The organism is Methylobacterium hispanicum, from assembly GCF_022179285.1.
In the GTDB taxonomy this organism is placed as follows: domain Bacteria; phylum Pseudomonadota; class Alphaproteobacteria; order Rhizobiales; family Beijerinckiaceae; genus Methylobacterium; species Methylobacterium hispanicum.
The window spans coordinates 99,628-118,459 of the sequence record NZ_BPQO01000023.1 but is presented as its reverse complement, the minus strand read 5'-3'; the positions used below and the strand labels follow the sequence as shown (position 1 = coordinate 118,459).

Here is an 18,832-nt window from a genome sequence, read left to right as displayed (position 1 = left end):
CTGCAGCGAGACCGGGTTGGCCGCGTAGGTGAGCGCGTCGAGCGTGGCGACCTCGTGCCCGAGATCCTGCACCAGATGCAGGACGAGCGCCGAGCCGATGAAGCCGCAGCCGCCGGTCACCAGTATCCGCATCGCAATCCTCGCCTCGGGCAGGGACCATCCGCCAGCCTGAGGCTTGACGGTTTCGCCGATCGCCTGCAGCGCTGGCTCTCAATCGCAGCGCGTCCCGCAGGCTTTTCCGTCTTCTGGCTGCCGTGTCAACAGATGGAGGAACGGCTGCAGTTGCACGGGCTGTAGGTCATCTTACACTGACACGTATCCACCACGTATCCACGCGATCTGGCATGTTGAGCGCCGATCCGTGCGGATGTCGGGCGACTTCTGCCGGTGCACGATCACGGGTCGATCACAGGCAGCGGGAAGCAGAAAGCGACCATGGGTCCTCGGCGGACGGAGCGGACTCTCGCCATTCGTCACCGAAGGGCTCTGGCGGTAAACCTAGCGGTACGGTACGCCCCTTGCTCACCGAGCGCGGGCAAGACAAGCCAGGAGCGGCACAGATTCGATGGAAGTCTTCCTGCAGCAGCTGATCAACGGCCTGACCCTCGGGTCGATCTACGGCCTGATCGCGATCGGCTACACGATGGTGTTCGGCATCATCGGCATGGTGAACTTCGCCCACGGCGACGTCTTCATGGTGTCGAGCTTCATCGCGCTGATCGTCTTTCTGATCCTGACCGCATGGCTCGGGATCAGCTCGATCGCGCTGGCGCTCCTGATCGTTCTGGTGGTGGCCATGATCCTCACCGGCCTCTGGGGCTGGGCGATCGAGCGCGTGGCCTACCGGCCCCTGCGCGGCTCGTTCCGGCTCGCGCCGCTGATCTCGGCCATCGGCGTCTCGATCTTCCTGTCGAACTTCGTGCAGGTGGCGCAGGGTGCCCGCAACAAGTCGACGCCGCCGCTGCTGTCCGGCGGCATCACCCTGATGGAATCGGAGAGCTACACCGTCTTCCTCTCCTACAAGCAGTGCCTGATCATGGCGGTGACCGCGGTGCTGCTGACCGGCTTCTGGTACCTCGTCCAGCGCACGCCCTTCGGGCGGGCGCAGCGCGCCTGCGAGCAGGACCGCAAGATGGCGGCGCTCCTCGGCATCGACGTCGATCGCACGATCTCCCTGACCTTCGTGCTCGGCGCCGCGCTCGCGGCCGTCGCGGGCGTCCTCTACCTGCTCTACTACGGCACGGTCTCGTTCTCGGACGGGTTCGTGCCGGGCGTGAAGGCCTTCACGGCGGCCGTGCTCGGCGGCATCGGCTCGCTTCCGGGCGCGGTGCTGGGCGGCCTCATCATCGGCCTGATCGAGGTGTTCTGGTCGGCCTATTTCTCGATCGAGTACAAGGACGTCGCGGCCTTCTCGATCCTCGCGATCGTGCTGATCTTCATGCCCTCCGGGATCCTCGGCCGCGCCGAGGTCGAGAAGGTCTGATGGCGCCCGCCCGCTCCCCCGGCCTGCCGGACATCCTCCGCGACGCCGGCCTCTACGCCCTCGTCGCCTTCGCGCTCTGCGTGCCGGTCGTCAGCTACCGCACGGAAGCCGGCCCGGCCGGGCTCGAACTGCTGCCGCGCTGGCCGCTCGTTGGTCTCCTCTGCGCCGGCATCTTCGTGCTGCGCTTGGCTCAGCGCCTCGTGCTGGCCCGCCGCGACGCGCGGCGCGCGCTCATCCCCGCACCGTCCCAGGCGACCGAGGCCGTGCACGCCGAGCCGGCGGCCGGCCAGACGGTCTCCGGGTTCGCCCTCTGGGCCTTCCTCGGCCTCGCCCTCACGCTGCCGGTGATCGCGACCCTGGCGAGCGGGGGGCTGGGGCCCGCCCGCTACTGGATCGACCTCGGCATCCTGATCCTCACCTACGTGATGCTCGGCTGGGGCCTGAACATCGTGGTCGGCCTCGCGGGCCTGCTCGACCTCGGCTACGTCGCCTTCTACGCGGTCGGCGCCTACACCTACGCGCTCCTGTCGACGACCTTCGGCCTGTCCTTCTGGGTCTGCCTGCCGCTCGCCGGCCTGTTCGCGGGCCTCTGGGGCATGGTGCTGGGCTTTCCGGTCCTGCGCCTGCGCGGCGACTACCTCGCCATCGTGACGCTCGCCTTCGGCGAGATCATCCGGCTCGTGCTGATCAACTGGACCGACGTCACGGGGGGCGCGGCCGGCATCTCGTCGATCCCGCGAGCCTCGTTCTTCGGCATCCCCTTCACCGCCGACGAGGACGGGTTCGCGGCCCGCTTCGGGTTGAGCTTCGACTCGATGCACCGGGTCGTGTTCCTCTACTACCTGATCCTGGCGCTGGCGCTTCTCACCAACCTCGTCACCCTGCGGTTGCGCCGCCTCCCGATCGGGCGCGCCTGGGAGGCCTTGCGCGAGGACGAGATCGCCTGCCGCTCGCTCGGCATCGACACCACGGCGACGAAGCTCACCGCTTTCGCGCTGGGGGCGGCCTTCGGGGGCTTCGCGGGCTCGTTCTTCGCCGTGCGCCAGGGCTTCATCAGCCCGGAGAGCTTCAACTTCCTGGAGAGCGCCATCATCCTGGCGATCGTGGTGCTGGGCGGCATGGGCAGCCAGATCGGGGTGGCCATCGCCGCGGTCGCGATGGTGGGCGGCCCGGAGCTGCTGCGCAACCTCGGCTTCCTTAGCGCCGTCTTCGGCGAGGGCTTCGACCCGAACGAGTACCGCCTGCTGCTCTTCGGCCTCGCCATGGTGACGATGATGGTCTGGCGCCCCCGCGGCCTGATCTCGGAGCGGCAGCCCTCGGTCTCCCTGGGGCGCGCCCGCGGCATCTCGGGCGCCCATGTCAGCGAGGGGCACGGCTAGATGAGCGCGCTCCTCTCACCCACGCCGAAGACCGCCGCCCGGATCGCCGCGACGCCCGACGCGGTGCTCTCGGTCGCCCACCTCACCATGCGGTTCGGCGGCCTCACCGCCGTCAACGACCTCTCCTTCGAGGCGCGGGCCGGCGAGATCACGGCGCTGATCGGCCCGAACGGGGCCGGCAAGACCACGGTGTTCAACTGCATCACCGGTTTCTACAAGCCGACCGAGGGCATGCTGCGGCTGGTGCAGCCCGACGGCAGCGTGCACCTCCTGGAGCGCCTGCCGAACTTCGCGGTGAACCGCACCGCCCGCGTCGCCCGCACCTTCCAGAACATCCGCCTGTTTCCCGGCATGACGGTGCTGGAGAACCTGCTCGTGGCCCAGCACAATCCCCTGATGCGGGCCTCTGGCCTCACCATCGGGGGCCTTCTGGGGCTGCCCTCCTACCGGGCCGCCGAGCGCGCCGCGATCGAGAAGGCCAAGGACTGGCTCGCCCGGATCGATCTCCTGGCGCGGGCCGACGAGCCGGCCGGCGCGCTGCCCTACGGCGCGCAGCGCCGCCTCGAGATCGCGCGCGCCATGTGCACCGACCCGGTCCTGCTCTGCCTCGACGAGCCGGCGGCCGGTCTCAATCCGCGCGAGAGCGCGGAGCTCAACGACCTCCTGCGCCTGATCCGCGACCGGCACGCCACCTCGGTGCTGCTGATCGAGCACGACATGTCGGTGGTGATGCAGATCTCCGACCACGTCGTGGTGCTCGATTACGGCGTGAAGATCGCCGACGGCACGCCCGCCGAGGTGCGGGCCGATCCCCGCGTGATCGCGGCCTATCTGGGCGTCGAGGACGAGGAGGTCGAGGCGGTCGAGGCCGAGGTGGGCCTCGCGCCGCATCCGGAGGCCGGACGATGAGCGTCGCCGGCATCAACGTCCTCGTCGAGGAGACCCGGGCCATCCAGGCGCGGGCCGGCGAGCCGCTCCTCGCGATCGAGGACGTCTCGACCTATTACGGCAGCGTCGCGGCCCTGCGGGGCGTCGATCTCACGGTGGGCCGAGGCGAGATCGTCACGCTGATCGGCGCGAACGGGGCCGGCAAGTCGACCCTGATGATGACGATCTTCGGCGCGCCGCGCGCCCGCTCGGGCACGATCCGCTACGCGGGCGAGGACATCACCCGGCTGCCGACCCACCGGATCGCCCGGCTCGGCCTCGCCCAATCGCCGGAGGGCCGGCGCGTCTTCCCGCGCATGAGCGTGTTCGAGAACCTCCAGATGGGCGCGAGCCTGCACGGCGGGCGCTGGTTCGCGCAGGATCTGGAGCGGGTCTGCGCCCTGTTCCCGCGCCTGAAGGAGCGCCTGCAGCAGCGGGCCGGCACCATGTCGGGCGGCGAGCAGCAGATGCTGGCGATCGGCCGCGCGCTGATGAGCCGGCCGACGCTCCTCCTCCTCGACGAGCCCTCGCTCGGTCTTGCGCCCTTGGTGGTGAAGGGCATCTTCGACGCGATCCGCGACCTCAACCGGCAGGACGGGATGACGATCTTCCTCGTCGAGCAGAACGCCTACCACGCCCTCAAGCTGGCGCATCGCGGCTACGTGCTGGTCAACGGCCGCGTCACCATGAGCGGCACGGGCCGCCAGCTCCTCGACGACCCGGCCGTGAAGGCCGCCTACCTGGAGGGCGGCCACGGCGCCGCGACGACGGCGTGAGCGCGCTCCAGGGGATCCTGTTCGAAGAGGAATCGATCTGGCTCTTCGGGCTCGTCACCGTGGTGATGGGCGGCTGGGCCGGCTGGATGGCCGCACGCGCGGTCGCCCGGGCGTGGCGGCCGTTCCCGTACGCCGTCCTGGCGCTGCTGCTCGTCGCGGCGGCCGTGCGCTTCATCCACTTCGCGCTGTTTTCCGGCACCCTGCTCTCGGCGCAGTACTATCTTGTCGACGCCGCCGTGGTGATGCTGATCGGCGCGGCCGGCTACCGCTACACCCGCACCCGCCAGATGACCACGCAGTACCGCTGGCTCTATGAGCGGACCTCGCCGCTCTCCTGGCGCGAGCGCCCTTCCGAGGGGGCGCCGGGGCGGTCATGATCGCGCAGGCAGGCCGGGGCCCCGCGCTCAGGCAGGCCGGACGCATGAGGCACGCCGCGCCGGCTTGGGCGCGGTCGCGTGTGACGTGAGGGAGATGACCGGGATGAGAGCAACACTTCTGGCGGGCCTCGCGCTCGGCCTCCTGAGCGCCGGCTCGGCGCAGGCGCAGCTCAAGATCGCCGTCGGCGCGCCGATCACCGGCAACAGTGCCGCCTTCGGGGCCCAGCTCAAGAACGGGACCGCCCAGGCTGTCGAGGACATCAACAAGGCCGGCGGCATCAAGGGCCAGAAGCTCGAACTCGCGGTCGGCGACGACGCCTCAGACCCGAAGCAGGGCGTCTCGGTCGCCAACAAGTTCGCCTCGGACGGGGTGAAGTTCGTGGTCGGCCACTTCAACTCGGGCGTCTCGATCCCGGCCTCCGACGTCTACGCCGACGCCGGCATCGTCGAGGTCACCCCGGCCTCGACCAACGTGAAGTTCACCGAGCGCGGGCTCTGGAACACCTTCCGCACCTGCGGCCGCGACGACCAGCAGGGCGCGGTGGCGGGCGAGTACCTGACCCGGCACTTCAAGGGCAAGAAGGTCGCGATCATCCACGACAAGACCCCCTACGGAAAGGGGCTCGCCGACGAGACGCTGAAGGCCTTCAAGGCCAAGGGCGGCAAGGAAGCGCTCTACGAGGGCATCAACCCGGGCGAGAAGGACTACTCGGCCCTCGTCTCGAAATTGAAGCAGAACGGCATCGATGTCGTCTATTTCGGCGGCTACTACACCGAGGCCGGCCTGATCATCCGCCAGATGCGCGACCAGGGCCTGAAGGCGCCGCTCATGGGCGGCGACGGCATGGTCGACAAGGAGCTCGTGGCCATCGCGGGCCCGGGCGCCGAGGGCACGCTCACCACCTTCCCGCCGGACGCCCGCAAGAACCCGAACGCAAAGGACGTGGTCGCGGGCTTCAAGGCCAAGGGCATCGATCCGGAGGCCTACACCCTCTACGCCTACGCCGCCGTGCAGATCTACAAGCAGGCCGTCGAGGGCGCGGGCAGCCCCGACGCCAAGAAGGTCGCGGCCTTCATGCGCGAGGGCAAGCCCTTCCAGACGGTGCTCGGCCCGATCAGCTTCGACAAGAAGGGCGACATCACGAAGCCCGACTACGTCATGTACACCTGGAAGAAGAACGACAAGGGCGTGGTCGACTACGCGGGCAACGAGGTGACGCAGTAGGCCGGTCGCCGGCCGCGAGCCAAAGGGCCGCCCCGGGCAACCGGGGCGGCCTTTTCTCTGCCCACGGCGCGCAACCCCCTACAATGGCTCTGGAACGTCGCCCAGGCGGCGCGGAAAGCCCGATGCGTCCGCCCATGGAATGTGCAAGATGCACGGGGCACGGGCGAAAAGTCCGGTCTGGACGCTGCGAGCGGACGATCAGGGTGGAAATCTTGGGCAGATCCGACGCCGGCCAGAGCGGCCGCGCTCTCGCCGGGCCGCTGACGGGGCCGAGCTTTCCCGTGTGCCACCGCCGCGCCGGGCTCACCGGCGTGTTTCCCGTTCCACAAATCGGCACCATCATTGCGAAGGCGCATCGGCAGGCCGAGCGCACCCGCGATGTGGGCCGACGCCCGCTCGGCATGATCAGGAGTTTCGTTTCAATGCAGGTTCGTTTCGACCGTCGCGGAGTGGCGCTCGGCCTCGCCCTCGGCGCCTCCCTCCTCGCGGCGCCGGCCGGCGCCGAGGATCTGACCGGAACCCTCAAGAAGGTGAAGGACACCGGCGCCATCACGATCGGCTACCGCGATTCCTCCGTGCCGTTCTCCTATCTCGGTGCCGACCAGAAGCCCGTCGGCTACGCCATGGACATCTGCTACAAGATCGCCGACGCGGTGAAGGCGCACCTCAAGCTCGACAAGATGGAGGTGAAGCTCAATCCCGTCACCTCCGCGACGCGCATCCCGCTCATCGCCAACGGCACGATCGACCTCGAGTGCGGCTCGACGACGAACAACGCCGACCGCCAGAAGCAGGCGACCTTCACCAACTCGCACTTCCTCACCGCGACCCGCTACGTCGCCAAGAAGGACGCGAACCTCAAGACGATCGAGGACCTGAAGGGCAAGACCGTGGTCTCGACCTCGGGCACCACCAACATCCGGCAGATCAACGAGGCCAACACCGAGCGCAAGCTCGGCCTGACCATCCTGCCGGCCAAGGACCACGCCGAGGCCTTCCTGATGGTCGAGACCGGCCGCGCCGTCGCCTTCGTGATGGACGACGTGCTGCTCGCCTCGCTCGCCGCCTCCTCGAAGACGCCCGACGCCTACGCGATCTCGACCGAGGCGCTCTCGAAGCCCGAGCCCTACGGCATCATGCTGCGCAAGGACGACGCGCCCTTCAAGGCCGTCGCCGACGCCGCCACCAAGGCGCTCTACACCAGCCCCGAGGGCAAGGCGCTCTACGACAAGTGGTTCACCAAGCCGATCCCGCCGCGCGACATCAACCTCAAGCTTCCGATGACCGAGGCGATGGAGAAGCAGTTCAAGACCCCGAGCGACAGCCCGGATCCGGCCGCCTACTGAGGCGACCGGCCTGAAAACCCTCGCGCGGGTCTTCACCCGCGCGAGGTTCCTGTGCAGAACGCGGGTCGGGCCGAGGTTTTCGCGGGCGGATACGCCTCGGACCTGCTCGACTGAGCCTCGATCTCCCGGCCCCGATGCGGCGAAGTCTGTAGAGCGATGAATTACAACTGGAACTGGGGCATCTTCCTCGAGCCCTCACCCGAAGGTGCCGGCACCTACGCCGACATGCTGCTCTCGGGCCTCCTCTGGACGATCGCGACCGCGCTCTGTTCCTGGGTGATCGCCTTCTGCCTCGGCTCCATCATCGGCGTCCTGCGCACGCTGCCGAACAAGGCCGCCAACGCGGTGGGCACGGCCTATGTCGAGCTCTTCCGGAATATCCCGCTGCTGGTGCAGATGTTCCTCTGGTACTTCGTCCTGCCGGAGGTTCTGCCGCAGGCCTGGGGCACCTGGCTCAAGCAGCTGCCCAACGCGCCCTTCTACACCGGCGTGGTGTGCCTGGGCTTCTTCACCGCCTCGCGCGTGGCCGAGCAGGTTCGCGCCGGCATCCAGGCGCTTCCCCGCGGCCAGCGCATGGCCGGCACCGCGATGGGCTTCACCGTGGCGCAGACCTACCGCTACGTGCTCCTGCCCAACGCCTACCGCATCATCCTGCCGCCGCTGACCTCCGAGTTCCTGAACAACCTCAAGAACACCTCGGTCGCGCTCACCATCGGCCTCCTGGAGCTCACCGCCCGGGCGCGCTCGATGCAGGAATTCTCCTTCCAAGTGTTCGAGGCCTTCACGGCCGCGACGATCCTCTACGTCCTCATCAATCTCGTCGTGATCACGGCGGCCTCGTTCATCGAGCGCTCCGTGGCGATCCCGGGACAGCGCTGATGCTCTCGAACTTCGACTTCAGCGTCATCACCTCGTCGCTGCCCTACCTGTTCGGGCAGGGCATGGTCTTCACGCTCTCGCTGACCGCCATGGCGGCCGGCATGGGCATCGTGCTCGGCACGCTGATCGCCATGGCCCGCCTCTCCGGCGTGCCGGGGCTGAAGCACGTGGCCAAGGTCTATGTCGAGCTGATGCGCTCGCTGCCGCTCGTGCTCGTCATCTTCTGGTTCTACTTCCTGGTGCCCTATATCGGCGCCTACGTGACCGGCGCCTCGACGCCGATCCAGGTCGGTGCCTTCCCGTCGGCGCTGATCACCTTCACGCTGTTCGAGGCGGCCTACTTCTCCGAGATCATGCGCGCGGGCATCCAGTCGATCCCCAAGGGGCAGACGGCCGCGGCCTCGGCGCTGGGGATGAACTACTGGCAGTCGATGCAGAACGTCGTGCTGCCGCAAGCCTTCCGCAACATGCTGCCGCTCCTTCTCACGCAGACGATCGTGCTCTTCCAGGACACCTCGCTCGTCTACGTGCTCTCGCTCACCGACTTCCTCGGCGCCGCCTCGAAGGTCGCCCAGCGCGACGGGCGTCTCGTCGAGATGTACGTCTTCGCGGCCGTGGTCTACTTCGCGGTCTGCCTCGCAGCCTCGTTCCTGGTGCGGCGCCTGCAGGCCCGCGTCGCCATCATCCGCTGACCGTCAGCGCCGTCTCAGGGGATCGCCCATGACCTCCACGCCGATGCCGGCCCCGACCGCCGGAACCCCCGCCGCCCCCGCCGGCCAGGCACCGCAGGATGCCGGCCTGCAGCAGGGCAACCTCGTCGCGCCCGTCGCCCGCACGGGCGAGACGATGATCGCCATCGACAACGTCAGCAAATGGTACGGCGACTTCCAGGTGCTGACGAACTGCACCACCAGCGTCGCCAAGGGCGAGGTGGTCGTCGTCTGCGGCCCCTCCGGCTCGGGCAAGTCGACGCTGATCAAGACCGTGAACGCGCTGGAACCCTTCCAGAAGGGCCAGATCACGGTCGCGGGCACAAAGGTGATGGACAAGTCCACCAACCTGCCGAAGCTCCGCTCCCGCGTCGGCATGGTGTTCCAGCACTTCGAGCTGTTCCCGCACCTCTCGATCACCGACAACCTGACCATCGCCCAGCGCAAGGTGCTGGGCCGCGGCGGCGAGGACGCGAAGAAGCGCGGCCTCGATCTCCTGGCCCGCGTCGGCCTCTCGGCCCACGCCCACAAGTTCCCGGGCCAGCTCTCGGGCGGCCAGCAGCAGCGCGTGGCGATCGCCCGGGCACTCGCCATGAACCCGGTGGTGATGCTGTTCGACGAGCCGACCTCGGCGCTCGACCCCGAGATGGTCGGCGAGGTGCTCGACGTGATGGTGGAACTCGCCAAGGAGGGCATGACCATGATGGTCGTGACCCACGAGATGGGGTTCGCCCGGAAGGTCGCCGACCGGGTGATCTTCATGGACCGCGGCGAGATCGTCGAGGACGCCCACAAGGACGACTTCTTCGGGAAGCCGCGCTCCGAGCGCGCCCAGACCTTCCTGTCGAAGATCCTCCAGCACTGAGAGGCGCGGTCCCGGTGCCGAGAGGCCCGAGGCCTCTCGCGGGTCCAGGCAAGGGGTCTGGTTCCGGCCCTGGCGGTTCGGCAGAGCCGATCCCGGAGCGCTGCTCCAGGACCCCGCCGACGGACCTCCGGCCCTTCGGGATCCCGGGCTGACGGATCGGAACGCCTCGCTTTCGCCCCAGAGCGCGCGCATCGGCGTTAACCGATCCTTCACCAGAGCCCGCGAGCGTCCGACCCGATGCCGAATGCCGCGCCCGCCCTCCTCGCGCTCGCCGCGCTCCTCGCCCTCGCGATCACCCCGGCCGCGGCGCACCCGCATGTCTGGGTGACGGCCAGGGCCGAGGTCGCCTACGCCTCGGGCCAGGTCACGGGCATCCGCCACAGCTGGAGCTTCGACCCGGCCTACTCGGCCTTCGTGACCCAGGGACTCGACAAGAACGGCGACGGCAAGCTCACCCCGGACGAACTCGCGGACCTCGCGGCCGAGAACACCAAGGGGCTCGCCGAGTTCGGCTACTTCACCAAGCTGAAGGTCGGCGGCAAGGAGCAGGCCTTCGCCGATCCGGCCGAGCCCCGCATGGCGATGGAGGGCGACGCCCTCACCATGAGCTTCCTGCTGCCCCTCAAGGCGCCGGTCACGCAGGGCCGCGGCGTCCTCGCGCTCGAGGTCTACGATCCGACCTACTTCGTCTCCTTCGGTCTCGCGGAGGGCGCCGACGCCGCCAAGCTCGCGGGTGCGCCCGCCGGCTGCGCGGCGACGATCACCCGGCCCAAGGCGCCGGAGACCAAGACCGCCGAGGCCGGCAAGCCGGGCATGACCGAGGCCTTCTTCGAGGCGCTCACCGCCGCCTCCACCTACGGGGTGCAGTTCGCCCAGCGGGTCCTCGTCGCGTGTCCGTAGGCGTCGCGGTCTCCGAGCCGCCGCGGGGGCGCCCGGTCCTGCGGCTCGCCCTCGTCGCGGGTGCCGTGGCGGCAGCGGGTCTCCTCGTTGCCGCGCTGGCCTGGCTCGTGGCGCCGACCATCGCCGCCCCGCCGCCGCGCTCGCCCTTCGGCATCGGTTTCCGGGAAGTGGCCCCGGACGCGGCCGGCCTCGGCGGCTGGCTGCTGGCCGTCCAGTCGAGCTTCTCCCGCAGCCTGCAGGCGGCCCTGTCCGCCCTGAAGGCGGGGGGCGGCTGGGGCCCGCTCGTCGGCATCGGCTTCGCCTACGGCGTCTTCCACGCGGCCGGGCCCGGCCACGGCAAGGCGGTCATCGCGGGCTACATCGTGGCGGGCGAGCGGGCGCTGCGGCGCGGCTGCGCGCTGAGCTTCGCGGCGGCCTTCCTGCAAGCCCTCGTGGCGATCGCGATCGTCGGCGTCGGCAGCCTGATCCTCGGCGCCACCGCCGCCGCGATGTCGCGGGCCGGCACCCTGATCGAGACGGCGAGCTTCGCGATGGTCGCGCTCGTCGGGCTCGCGCTCACCTGGCGCAAGGCCGGACGTCTCGCCGGGCAGCTCGGGGGCGTCGGTCCGGCCGCGTGCGGGCCGGGCTGTGCGCACGACATCGCGCCGCCGCGGGGCGGCGAGTCCTGGCGGGCGCTGGCCGGCGTCGTGCTGGCGGCGGGCTCGCGCCCCTGCGCGGGCGCGGTGCTGCTCCTCGTCTTCGCCCTGTCCCAGGGCATGCTCGGCGCGGGCGTGCTGGCGGTGCTCGCCATGGCGCTCGGCACCGCGCTCACCACGAGCGCGCTCGCGAGCCTCGCGGTCTTCGCCAAGGGCGCGGCGCTGCGTCTGGCCGGAGGCCGGGGGCAGGCCGGCACGGTCGCGGTCGGCCTCCTCGAACTCCTGGCCGCCGCCTTCGTGCTGGTGCTCGGCCTCGCGATGCTCACGGGCCTCGCCCTCGGCGCGGGCGGCGCCTGAGCCGCACTCGCCAAACCCGTCCCGGCATGGCACGCTCCGCGCCTGTCCCGCAGCGGCGGGCCGCAATGCCGGGGCGAGCATGGCCGGATTCGATCTGCGCGGCTTCGATCACATCCTAAACTGGCGCCTGCTCGCGGGTTCCCACCCTTTCCCGGGTCCGGACGGCGGCACCTGCATCAACGAGGCGGCGATCGTCGCCGCGGGCCTGCCCTACCGGGCGATCCGCTCCAGCGCCGACTGCCCGCCCTGCTTCTCCCCGCCGCTTGCCGCCTACGCGCTCGGCCTCAACGACGCGATGCCCGATTCCGAGCGCCCGCGCCTGATGGCCTTCGTGCTGCGGCTCTCGGGCTCGGCCGACCGTCCGGAGGTGGAGGCGGCGCGGACTGCGTATCTCGCCGAGGCGAGCATTCGGCTGATCCTCGCACCGCTCTGCGCGCTCGCCGGCCTCGACGCCGTCGCGGCGCGATGCGTCGCGGCCTCCGATCTCGGCTCGGCGCTCGACGCCGCGCGGGCGGCCGAATGGGCCGGGGGCCTGCGGGCGCAGGGCGCGGCGGAAGCGCGGCGCTGGGTCGAGGGCGCGCGCGCCGCGGCGGTGGCCCGGACCGCCATGGCGGCCGTGCGATCGGGGGCCGACCCGCGCTGCGCCGCGGAGGTGGCGGAGGGGGCCGCGCCTTTCGTCGCCTCAACCTGGGCCGAGGCCTGCACCATCCTCGACGGGGCGCTCGCCATCGGCCGACGGGCGCCGGACATCGACGTCGCGCTCGCCGGGCAGCGGATGGAGGCCGCGCGGGGGTTGGTGGGGGTGTGAGGCACGCGGCTACGGCGAACCCGCACGCCCCGCGGCCTCTCCCGATTCGTCGTTGCCGCGGCGGCCGGCGGAACGCGCCGGGCGACAGACCCTACCGCGCCCCGCGCTTCAGGTCGCCGTCGATCAGGAGCGCGCTCTTGCCGTCGAGGCGGGTGCGGTAGACCTGCAGGTTCTCCATCACCCGCTGCACGTAGTTGCGCGTCTCGGTGAAGGGGATGCGCTCCACCCAGTCGACCACGTCGACCTCGCTCTTCCGCGGGTCGCCGTAGGCGTCGACCCACTTCTTCACGTTGCCGCCGCCCGCGTTGTAGGCCGCGAAGGCCAGCACGTAGGAGCCGCGCCAATCCTCCATCAGCTCGCCGAGATGGGCCTGGCCGAGGCGCGCGTTGTAGGCCGGGTCGCTCGTCAGGCGATCCTGATCGTAGGCCGCCGCCACGCGGCGCGCCGTGCGCTGGGCGGTGGCCGGCATCATCTGCATCAGGCCGCGCGCGCCCACGCCCGACTGGGCGCGCGGGTCGAACTGGCTCTCCTGCCGGGCGATGGCGAAGACCATGGCGCGCTCCACCTGCGGCACCGCCGTGTAGGTCTCGTAGGTGGGGATGCCGATCACCGGGTAGGCGTGGGCGTCGAGCGGCAGGCCGCGCTGCACCGCGAGCTTGCCGATGGCGACGAGGGCGCGGGCGTCCTTCATCTCCACCGCGAGGTCGCCGAGCGCCTGCAGCTCGGCCGGATCCGTCAGGCGCTGGGCCGTGTCGATGTAGAGCGGCAGCGCCAGCTCCTTCAGCGAGGCGGCACCGAGCAGCCGCAGCGCCCGCACGCAGAGCCGGTCGTCGAAGGCGGCGCGGGCGGTGCCGTCGAGGTCGGCAGGTGCGCGCAGCGCCAAGCGGGTCTGGCCGAGCTTCGCCCGGGCCAGTTGCCCGTAATAGGCGATCGGCTGCTGGGCGGCCCGCGCGTAGAAGTCCCTGGCGGGCTCCGGCTGGCCAAGCGCGTCCGCGGCCCGGCCCTGCCAGTAGGCGGCGCGCGCGAGCGAGATCGGCGTCTCGGCGGCGCGGGCGGCCTCCGCGAAGTGCGTCGCGGCCGAGGCCGGGTCGCCCGCGAAGCGCAGCGCGATCCAGCCCGCGTGGAACTCGGCCTCGATGCGCTTCTCGGGGGTCCGCGCCGCGTGGCCGCCCGCCACCGCGTAGGCGGTCCGCGCGTCGCCGAGATCGAGGAGCTTGCGGGCGACGATGCGGCGCTCGACCCACCACTCGTCGCCGTCCACCAGCACGTCGGGGTTGGCGGGCGCGGTGGCGAGCACCGCGGCGGCCTCGGCCGCCTTGTCGGCGCGGCGGAACCACTGGGCCCGCGACAGGATGTAGGAGGCGTCGTTGCGGAGCGAGGGGGGCACGGCGGCGAGCGCCGCGGCGGCGCCCGAGCTCTTGTCCTCGACCGCCCGGCGCGCCCGCACGAGGCTGGCGTAGCTGCCGCCCGCGTAGGCGGCGGCGCGGCCCGCGCTGTCCCAGTCCTCCTTCAGCAACGCCCGCTCCATGCGGTAGCGGTGGTCGATCCGGGTGAGCACGCCCGGGAAGGCGTCCATCACCTTCGCCTCCAGGCTCTTGCCGAAGGTCTCGGAGCGCCAGAGGTCGCGCACGAGGTCGGCGGCGTCCGCCTCAAGCCCGTCCGCCCGGAAGGCGAGCGCCAGGGCGAACTTGCCGGGGGCGCTCGCCGGCCGCGCCGCGCCGAAGAAGGCCCGAACGGTCGCCGGGCTCTTGCGCTCGGAGAGCAGTGCCTCCTCGGCCCGGCGGCGCAGCAGCGGTCCCGCCGGCCAGTCCGGGTTCTGCCGCGTGAAGGCGACGGTGCGCTCGAACCCGATCCCCGCGCCCGCGCGGATCGCCATCCACTCGAGCAGCGCCCGCGCGGCCGGATCCTCGAATTGGTCCCGCAGGCGGTCGCCGTCCGCGACCTTGCCCTTGCGGTAGAGCTCGATCGCCTGCCTGAGCAGGGTGACGTCGACGCCGCCCGCCTTCGCGGCGGCCGCGGGGTCCGGCACCTCGGGCAGGGGGGCAGCCGGCGACACGCCCGCATCGGGCAGCGGGAAGACGACCGGCGCGTCCGGATCGGCCGAGGCGTAGGCCGCGGTGCCTGCCGGCAGCCGCTGGGCGGGCTTGGCGCTCTCGTCCTCTGCGCTCCTCGGCTCGATCTTCAGCGCGTCCGCGGCGGCCGGGTCGAGGGGTTTTGCATCCGTCAGCAGGCCGGAGGGTGCCGCCGCGTCGCTCGCGGGCGGCGTCGGCTGCGAGGCGGCCGGCGTGTCGGTGCCGCGCAGGTCGGGCGGCGCCCCGAGCGTCACGCCGCCCGTGAGGGCGAGGCCGAGGAGCGCGGCGGTCGTGCGCGCGATGGACACCGGGGACGCCAGGGGGCGGCTCATGGATCGGATCACTCCCCTCCACTCAAGCTTGCGGGAGTCGTCATGCCACAGGTTCCGGCCAAGCTCGTTAACACGTGCTTAACCGTGGCCCGGAGGCTGTTTGCGCGGCGATTGCGGAAGCCCTATGTCTGCCCGCCGGCGCCGCTGCCGCGGCGCCGCACGGGAGGGACGGCAGGGCCGTCCGGGACACGAGACGATGACCGAGACAGCGCGCCGCCTCCGGGGCTCGATGACCGCCCTGGTCACCCCCTTCCGCGAGGGTGCCTTCGACGAGGCCGCCTTCCGAAAGTTCGTGGCCTGGCAGATCGAGCAGGGCACGCACGCGCTGGTGCCGACCGGCACCACCGGCGAGAGCCCGACCCTGACGCATGCCGAGCACGACCGGGTGGTCGAGGCCTGCATCGACGAGGCGCGCGGCCGCGTGCCGGTGATCGCGGGTGCGGGCTCGAACTCGACGTCCGAGGCGGTCGCGCGCGCCCGGCACGCGGAGCGGGCCGGCGCCGACGCGGTGCTCGTCGTCACGCCCTATTACAACAAGCCGACCCAAGACGGCCTCTACGCCCACTTCAAGGCGGTGAACGACGCGGTCGGCATCCCGATCATCATCTACAACATCCCGCCGCGCTCGGTGGTGGACATGAGCGTCGAGACCATGGCGCGCCTCTCCGAGCTCAAGAACATCGCCGGCGTGAAGGACGCCACGGCCAAGATCGACCGCGTCAGCGCCCAGCGCCAGGCGATGGGCGAGAGCTTCATCCAGCTTTCGGGCGAAGATGCGACGGCGCTCGGCTACAATGCGCAGGGCGGCCACGGCTGCATCTCGGTGGTGGCCAACGTCGCGCCGCGCCTCTGCGCCGACCTGCAGGAGGCCTCGCTGTCGGGCGACTACGCCCGCGCGCTGCACCTGCAGGACCGGCTGTTCCCGCTCCAGACCGGCCTGTTCGCCGAGTCGAACCCGTCGCCCGTGAAGTACGCGCTGGCGCGCCTCGGCCTGATGGGCGAGGATGTGCGGCTGCCCCTCGTCCCGGTCTCGGATGGGACGCGCCGGATCGTCGACGCGGCGCTCCGTCACGCCGGTCTGATCGAGGGCTGAGACAAGGACGCCGATGGCCCCGAAGCCCGAACCGAACCGGCGCGTGGTCGCGGACAACCGCGCCGCGCGCTACCATTACGCGATCGAGGACACGCTCGAGGCCGGTATCTCGTTGACCGGCACCGAGGTGAAGTCGCTGCGCAACGGCAAGGCGACGATCGGCGAGGCCTATGCGGGCCCGTCGGGCAGCGACCTGATGCTGTTCAACGCCTACATCCCCGAATATCTCGAGGCGAACCGCTTCAACCACGACACCAAGCGCCCGCGCCGCCTGCTGCTCCACCGCCGCCAGATCGACAAGCTCATCGGCGCCACGCAGCGCCAGGGCTACACGGTGGTCCCGTTGAAGATCTACTTCAACGAGAGCGGTCGGGCGAAGGTCGAGCTGGGGCTCGGCAAGGGCAAGCAGGCCCACGACAAGCGCGAGGCCGTCAAGGAGCGCGACTGGCAGCGCGACAAGGCGCGGCTGATGCGCGACAAGGGCTGACCGGCCCGGACGCGCGCGCCTCCGCGAGCGGCAGGGCGATCGCATGATGGCAGCGTGCACTCCGCTGCAGCGTGAGGCGCGGGTCCCCTCTCCTGTAGGGAGAGGTCTGCTTTCGCAGAAAGCCGGGTGAGGGGTATGACACTCCCAGAGTAGGCGGCGCCCTGAACGCGCGTCGATGCCGAGCGCTGTCCTGATCCGTCATACCCCTCACCCCAACCCTCTCCCTATGGGAGAGGGGGCAGGGCGCGGTTCACCGCACGCCGCCGAACCCAGCAACCGGAGGTTGTGTGAGGGAGCCTACTTACTCCCCGTCCGCCTGATCGCCGGCCTGACGGATGCCGTAGCGGCTCTCCAGGCCGGGATTGCCGCGCGGCCCGCGATCGACCGGGGCGCGGGCCGGGCGCTCGCCGGGGTCCCGGCCGATCTTCGGCATCAGCGAGGCGAGGTCGACGAACTCGTCGGCCTGCCGGCGCAGCTCGTCGGCGATCATCGCCGGCTGGGTCTGGATGGTCGAGATCACGGTGACCCGCACGCCGCGCCGCTGCATCGCCTCGACCAGCGAGCGGAAGTCGCCGTCGCCCGAGAACAGAACCATGTGGTCGATGTGGGGGCTGAGTTCGAGCGCGTCGATCGCAAGCTCGATATCCATGTTGCCCTTGAACCGGCGCCGGCCCATCGAATCCGTGAACTCGCGCGCGGGCTTCGTGACGACGCGGTAGCCGTTGTAGTCAAGCCAGTCGATCAACGGGCGGATCGAGGAGTATTCCTGATCCTCGACCATGGCCGTGTAGTAGAACGCCCGGATGAGATTGTCGCGGCTCTGGAACTCCTTCAGCAGGCGCTTGTAGTCGATGTCGAAGCCCAGCGCCTTGGTGGTGGCGTAGAGATTGGCGCCGTCGATGAAGAGCGCGCTGCGTTGGAGGAGCGACATAAAATGTTGAGCCTTCTCGGAATAATATCTTATCGCGTGACATAAAATTCTAGTTCGGCAATGTCGAACAACCTCAAGTCATAATTGATTGATGTGGCGCCCATGCGTTCGGATCGGGCGATCCGCCGCATCGAATCTTGTTCGGATAGTTGGGCTTCCGCGCGGCATCGCTGATCGACTTGCCGCATCGAGCATGGCGCCCGCCGACGCGGCAAGTCAAGTACGGTCCGTCCCGCCGCGGACGTCTCAGGCGACCGCCTTCGCGGCGCCGCGCTTGATCGCGCAGATCAGCGGCGCGGCATCGATGCGCGCGGGATCGACGGCCTCGAAGCGGACGGGTTGCGCGCGCCAGGGCGCGAGGACGTTCAGGGGGCGCTTCAGCGTGAAGAAGCCGTCGTAGCCCGCGTCGAGGAGGATGCGGCTGCAGGCCTGTCCGTCGGCGCCGGACAGGGCCTCGTAGAACACGACCGGCGCGTCCCGTTCCAGGATCCGTCGCGCGCCGAGGAGAACCTGGCGCTCGTGGCCCTCGACGTCGATCTTCATCAGGCTGACGCGGCTGCGCGGGCCCTGCGCGTCGAGGAGATCGTCGAGCGGGGCGACCGGGATGGTCACGGAGCGCGCCTGCCAGTCGATGTCCTCGCCGAGCCGGGCCCAGCCGAGCAAGCCCGCGGTCGGGACCTGAAGGGAGGCCGTACCCTGCCGGTCGGACGCACCCGAGCAGATCGGCGTCACCGTGCCGACGTCGGCCAAGCTGAGATTGGCCTTGAGGATATCGAACGTCAGCGGGTTCGCCTCGACGGCGAATGTCCGCTCGAACCGCGCGCCGTAGCGGATACTGTAGATGCCGATATTCGCTCCGACATCGACGAAGCTTCCGGTCCAGTCAATGTCCTCGCCGATGGCGCCCCGCGGATCGGCGAGGATGAAGTCGAACCCCTCGATCTCGCGCGACTCGAAATGGCCGGTGGAGATGATGCGGTGGCCGATGAGGTCCGAGGATGAGACGATCATCGGCGTGCCGAACATGCCCTTGCGCAGGGAGCGGCGCTGCAGGGCGCTGACGAGGCGGTACAGCGCCTCGTCGAGTGCCAGGGACATCAGCGATCGACCGCGTTGCTGCGCCACGAACACATTCACCTCCACCGTTCCAACCCCATGCCGACGCTGGGTCGCGCCGGGCATTCGGCCGCTCGAACCGCTTGCGAGGCGAATTCTGGCGGGGGATTCGATAATGGATCGTGCCCGCATCT

The 18,832-nt window shown here is 70.4% G+C and carries 19 protein-coding genes; 15 read left to right on the top strand and 4 right to left on the bottom strand.

Annotation, left to right across the window (positions count from 1 at the left end; all coding sequences use genetic code 11):
* On the bottom strand, positions 1-132 hold a 132-nt coding region (locus MFF56_RS22985; protein WP_238231268.1), incomplete at its 3' end, for an NAD-dependent epimerase/dehydratase family protein.
* A 433-nt stretch (positions 133-565) separates the two neighbouring features.
* Here MFF56_RS22985 and MFF56_RS22980 point away from each other — a divergent pair.
* The 13 genes from MFF56_RS22980 to MFF56_RS22920 all read left to right on the top strand — a co-directional run bounded on the left by MFF56_RS22980 (position 566) and on the right by MFF56_RS22920 (position 12,667).
* Positions 566-1,483, top strand: coding sequence for a branched-chain amino acid ABC transporter permease (locus MFF56_RS22980; RefSeq protein ID WP_066923832.1), 918 nt, complete (start codon positions 566-568; stop codon positions 1,481-1,483).
* Entirely contained in the window at positions 1,483-2,862 is a 1,380-nt protein-coding gene (livM, locus tag MFF56_RS22975) for a high-affinity branched-chain amino acid ABC transporter permease LivM (protein WP_066923834.1), read from the top strand. Before MFF56_RS22980 ends, livM begins: the two co-directional genes overlap by 1 nt.
* Positions 2,863-3,771, top strand: coding sequence for an ABC transporter ATP-binding protein (locus MFF56_RS22970; RefSeq protein WP_066923836.1), 909 nt, complete (start codon positions 2,863-2,865; stop codon positions 3,769-3,771).
* Entirely contained in the window at positions 3,768-4,565 is a 798-nt protein-coding gene (locus MFF56_RS22965; RefSeq protein ID WP_066923838.1) for an ABC transporter ATP-binding protein, read from the top strand. The genes MFF56_RS22970 and MFF56_RS22965 overlap by 4 nt, the downstream gene beginning before the upstream one ends.
* Complete coding sequence (locus MFF56_RS22960) at positions 4,562-4,942, top strand: DUF6867 family protein (protein ID WP_197430622.1); 381 nt, start codon at positions 4,562-4,564, stop codon at positions 4,940-4,942. The genes MFF56_RS22965 and MFF56_RS22960 overlap by 4 nt, the downstream gene beginning before the upstream one ends.
* Positions 4,943-5,045: 103 nt before the next feature.
* Entirely contained in the window at positions 5,046-6,167 is a 1,122-nt protein-coding gene (locus MFF56_RS22955) for a branched-chain amino acid ABC transporter substrate-binding protein (RefSeq protein WP_066923839.1), read from the top strand.
* 422 nt (positions 6,168-6,589) lie between these two features.
* Positions 6,590-7,513 carry an amino acid ABC transporter substrate-binding protein gene (locus MFF56_RS22950; protein WP_066923841.1) on the top strand — a complete coding sequence of 308 codons (924 nt, stop codon included), beginning with the start codon at positions 6,590-6,592 and terminating at the stop codon, positions 7,511-7,513.
* A 156-nt stretch (positions 7,514-7,669) separates the two neighbouring features.
* Entirely contained in the window at positions 7,670-8,392 is a 723-nt protein-coding gene (locus MFF56_RS22945) for an amino acid ABC transporter permease (protein ID WP_066923843.1), read from the top strand.
* On the top strand, positions 8,392-9,084 hold the full coding sequence (locus MFF56_RS22940) for an amino acid ABC transporter permease (protein WP_066923845.1): 693 nt from the start codon (positions 8,392-8,394) through the stop codon (positions 9,082-9,084). The genes MFF56_RS22945 and MFF56_RS22940 overlap by 1 nt, the downstream gene beginning before the upstream one ends.
* A gap of 154 nt (positions 9,085-9,238) precedes the next feature.
* Positions 9,239-9,967 (top strand): amino acid ABC transporter ATP-binding protein, encoded by a 729-nt coding sequence (locus MFF56_RS22935; RefSeq protein ID WP_082772918.1) that lies wholly within the window; start codon positions 9,239-9,241, stop codon positions 9,965-9,967.
* Between the two features lie 237 nt (positions 9,968-10,204).
* Positions 10,205-10,867: a DUF1007 family protein gene (locus tag MFF56_RS22930; RefSeq protein WP_066919922.1), complete on the top strand. Its 663-nt coding sequence runs from the start codon at positions 10,205-10,207 to the stop codon at positions 10,865-10,867.
* Positions 10,858-11,859 (top strand): nickel/cobalt transporter, encoded by a 1,002-nt coding sequence (locus MFF56_RS22925; protein ID WP_238231258.1) that lies wholly within the window; start codon positions 10,858-10,860, stop codon positions 11,857-11,859. Before MFF56_RS22930 ends, MFF56_RS22925 begins: the two co-directional genes overlap by 10 nt.
* 79 nt (positions 11,860-11,938) lie before the next feature.
* Positions 11,939-12,667: a hypothetical protein gene (locus MFF56_RS22920; protein WP_066920162.1), complete on the top strand. Its 729-nt coding sequence runs from the start codon at positions 11,939-11,941 to the stop codon at positions 12,665-12,667.
* Between the two features lie 91 nt (positions 12,668-12,758).
* Here the strand turns inward: MFF56_RS22920 and MFF56_RS22915 are convergent, their stop codons facing one another.
* Positions 12,759-15,071 (bottom strand): lytic transglycosylase domain-containing protein, encoded by a 2,313-nt coding sequence (locus MFF56_RS22915; protein ID WP_066920161.1) that lies wholly within the window; start codon positions 15,069-15,071, stop codon positions 12,759-12,761.
* 196 nt (positions 15,072-15,267) lie between these two features.
* Between MFF56_RS22915 and dapA the strand changes: the two genes are divergently transcribed.
* Positions 15,268-16,164 carry a 4-hydroxy-tetrahydrodipicolinate synthase gene (dapA, locus tag MFF56_RS22910; protein ID WP_066920159.1) on the top strand — a complete coding sequence of 299 codons (897 nt, stop codon included), beginning with the start codon at positions 15,268-15,270 and terminating at the stop codon, positions 16,162-16,164.
* Between the two features lie 13 nt (positions 16,165-16,177).
* Entirely contained in the window at positions 16,178-16,651 is a 474-nt protein-coding gene (smpB, locus tag MFF56_RS22905; RefSeq protein ID WP_066920157.1) for an SsrA-binding protein SmpB, read from the top strand.
* A 301-nt stretch (positions 16,652-16,952) separates the two neighbouring features.
* On the opposite strand, the gene MFF56_RS22900 is transcribed toward smpB, so the two are convergent.
* Positions 16,953-17,582, bottom strand: coding sequence for a LabA-like NYN domain-containing protein (locus MFF56_RS22900; protein WP_066918076.1), 630 nt, complete (start codon positions 17,580-17,582; stop codon positions 16,953-16,955).
* A 246-nt stretch (positions 17,583-17,828) separates the two neighbouring features.
* On the bottom strand, positions 17,829-18,680 hold the full coding sequence (locus MFF56_RS22895) for an FkbM family methyltransferase (RefSeq protein ID WP_066918077.1): 852 nt from the start codon (positions 18,678-18,680) through the stop codon (positions 17,829-17,831).
* Between the last annotated feature and the right edge of the window lie 152 nt (positions 18,681-18,832).

Coding starts and splice junctions, on each gene's coding strand:
- MFF56_RS22895 (WP_066918077.1), bottom strand. CDS start 18,680: ATGTCCCTGGCACTCGACGAGGCGCTGTACCGCCTCGTCAGCGCCCTG.
- MFF56_RS22950 (WP_066923841.1), top strand. CDS start 6,590: ATGCAGGTTCGTTTCGACCGTCGCGGAGTGGCGCTCGGCCTCGCCCTC.
- MFF56_RS22970 (WP_066923836.1), top strand. CDS start 2,863: ATGAGCGCGCTCCTCTCACCCACGCCGAAGACCGCCGCCCGGATCGCC.
- MFF56_RS22980 (WP_066923832.1), top strand. CDS start 566: ATGGAAGTCTTCCTGCAGCAGCTGATCAACGGCCTGACCCTCGGGTCG.
- MFF56_RS22965 (WP_066923838.1), top strand. CDS start 3,768: ATGAGCGTCGCCGGCATCAACGTCCTCGTCGAGGAGACCCGGGCCATC.
- MFF56_RS22945 (WP_066923843.1), top strand. CDS start 7,670: ATGAATTACAACTGGAACTGGGGCATCTTCCTCGAGCCCTCACCCGAA.
- MFF56_RS22915 (WP_066920161.1), bottom strand. CDS start 15,071: ATGAGCCGCCCCCTGGCGTCCCCGGTGTCCATCGCGCGCACGACCGCC.
- MFF56_RS22935 (WP_082772918.1), top strand. CDS start 9,239: ATGATCGCCATCGACAACGTCAGCAAATGGTACGGCGACTTCCAGGTG.
- livM (WP_066923834.1), top strand. CDS start 1,483: ATGGCGCCCGCCCGCTCCCCCGGCCTGCCGGACATCCTCCGCGACGCC.
- MFF56_RS22955 (WP_066923839.1), top strand. CDS start 5,046: ATGAGAGCAACACTTCTGGCGGGCCTCGCGCTCGGCCTCCTGAGCGCC.
- MFF56_RS22940 (WP_066923845.1), top strand. CDS start 8,392: ATGCTCTCGAACTTCGACTTCAGCGTCATCACCTCGTCGCTGCCCTAC.
- MFF56_RS22900 (WP_066918076.1), bottom strand. CDS start 17,582: ATGTCGCTCCTCCAACGCAGCGCGCTCTTCATCGACGGCGCCAATCTC.
- smpB (WP_066920157.1), top strand. CDS start 16,178: ATGGCCCCGAAGCCCGAACCGAACCGGCGCGTGGTCGCGGACAACCGC.
- MFF56_RS22930 (WP_066919922.1), top strand. CDS start 10,205: ATGCCGAATGCCGCGCCCGCCCTCCTCGCGCTCGCCGCGCTCCTCGCC.
- MFF56_RS22920 (WP_066920162.1), top strand. CDS start 11,939: ATGGCCGGATTCGATCTGCGCGGCTTCGATCACATCCTAAACTGGCGC.
- dapA (WP_066920159.1), top strand. CDS start 15,268: ATGACCGAGACAGCGCGCCGCCTCCGGGGCTCGATGACCGCCCTGGTC.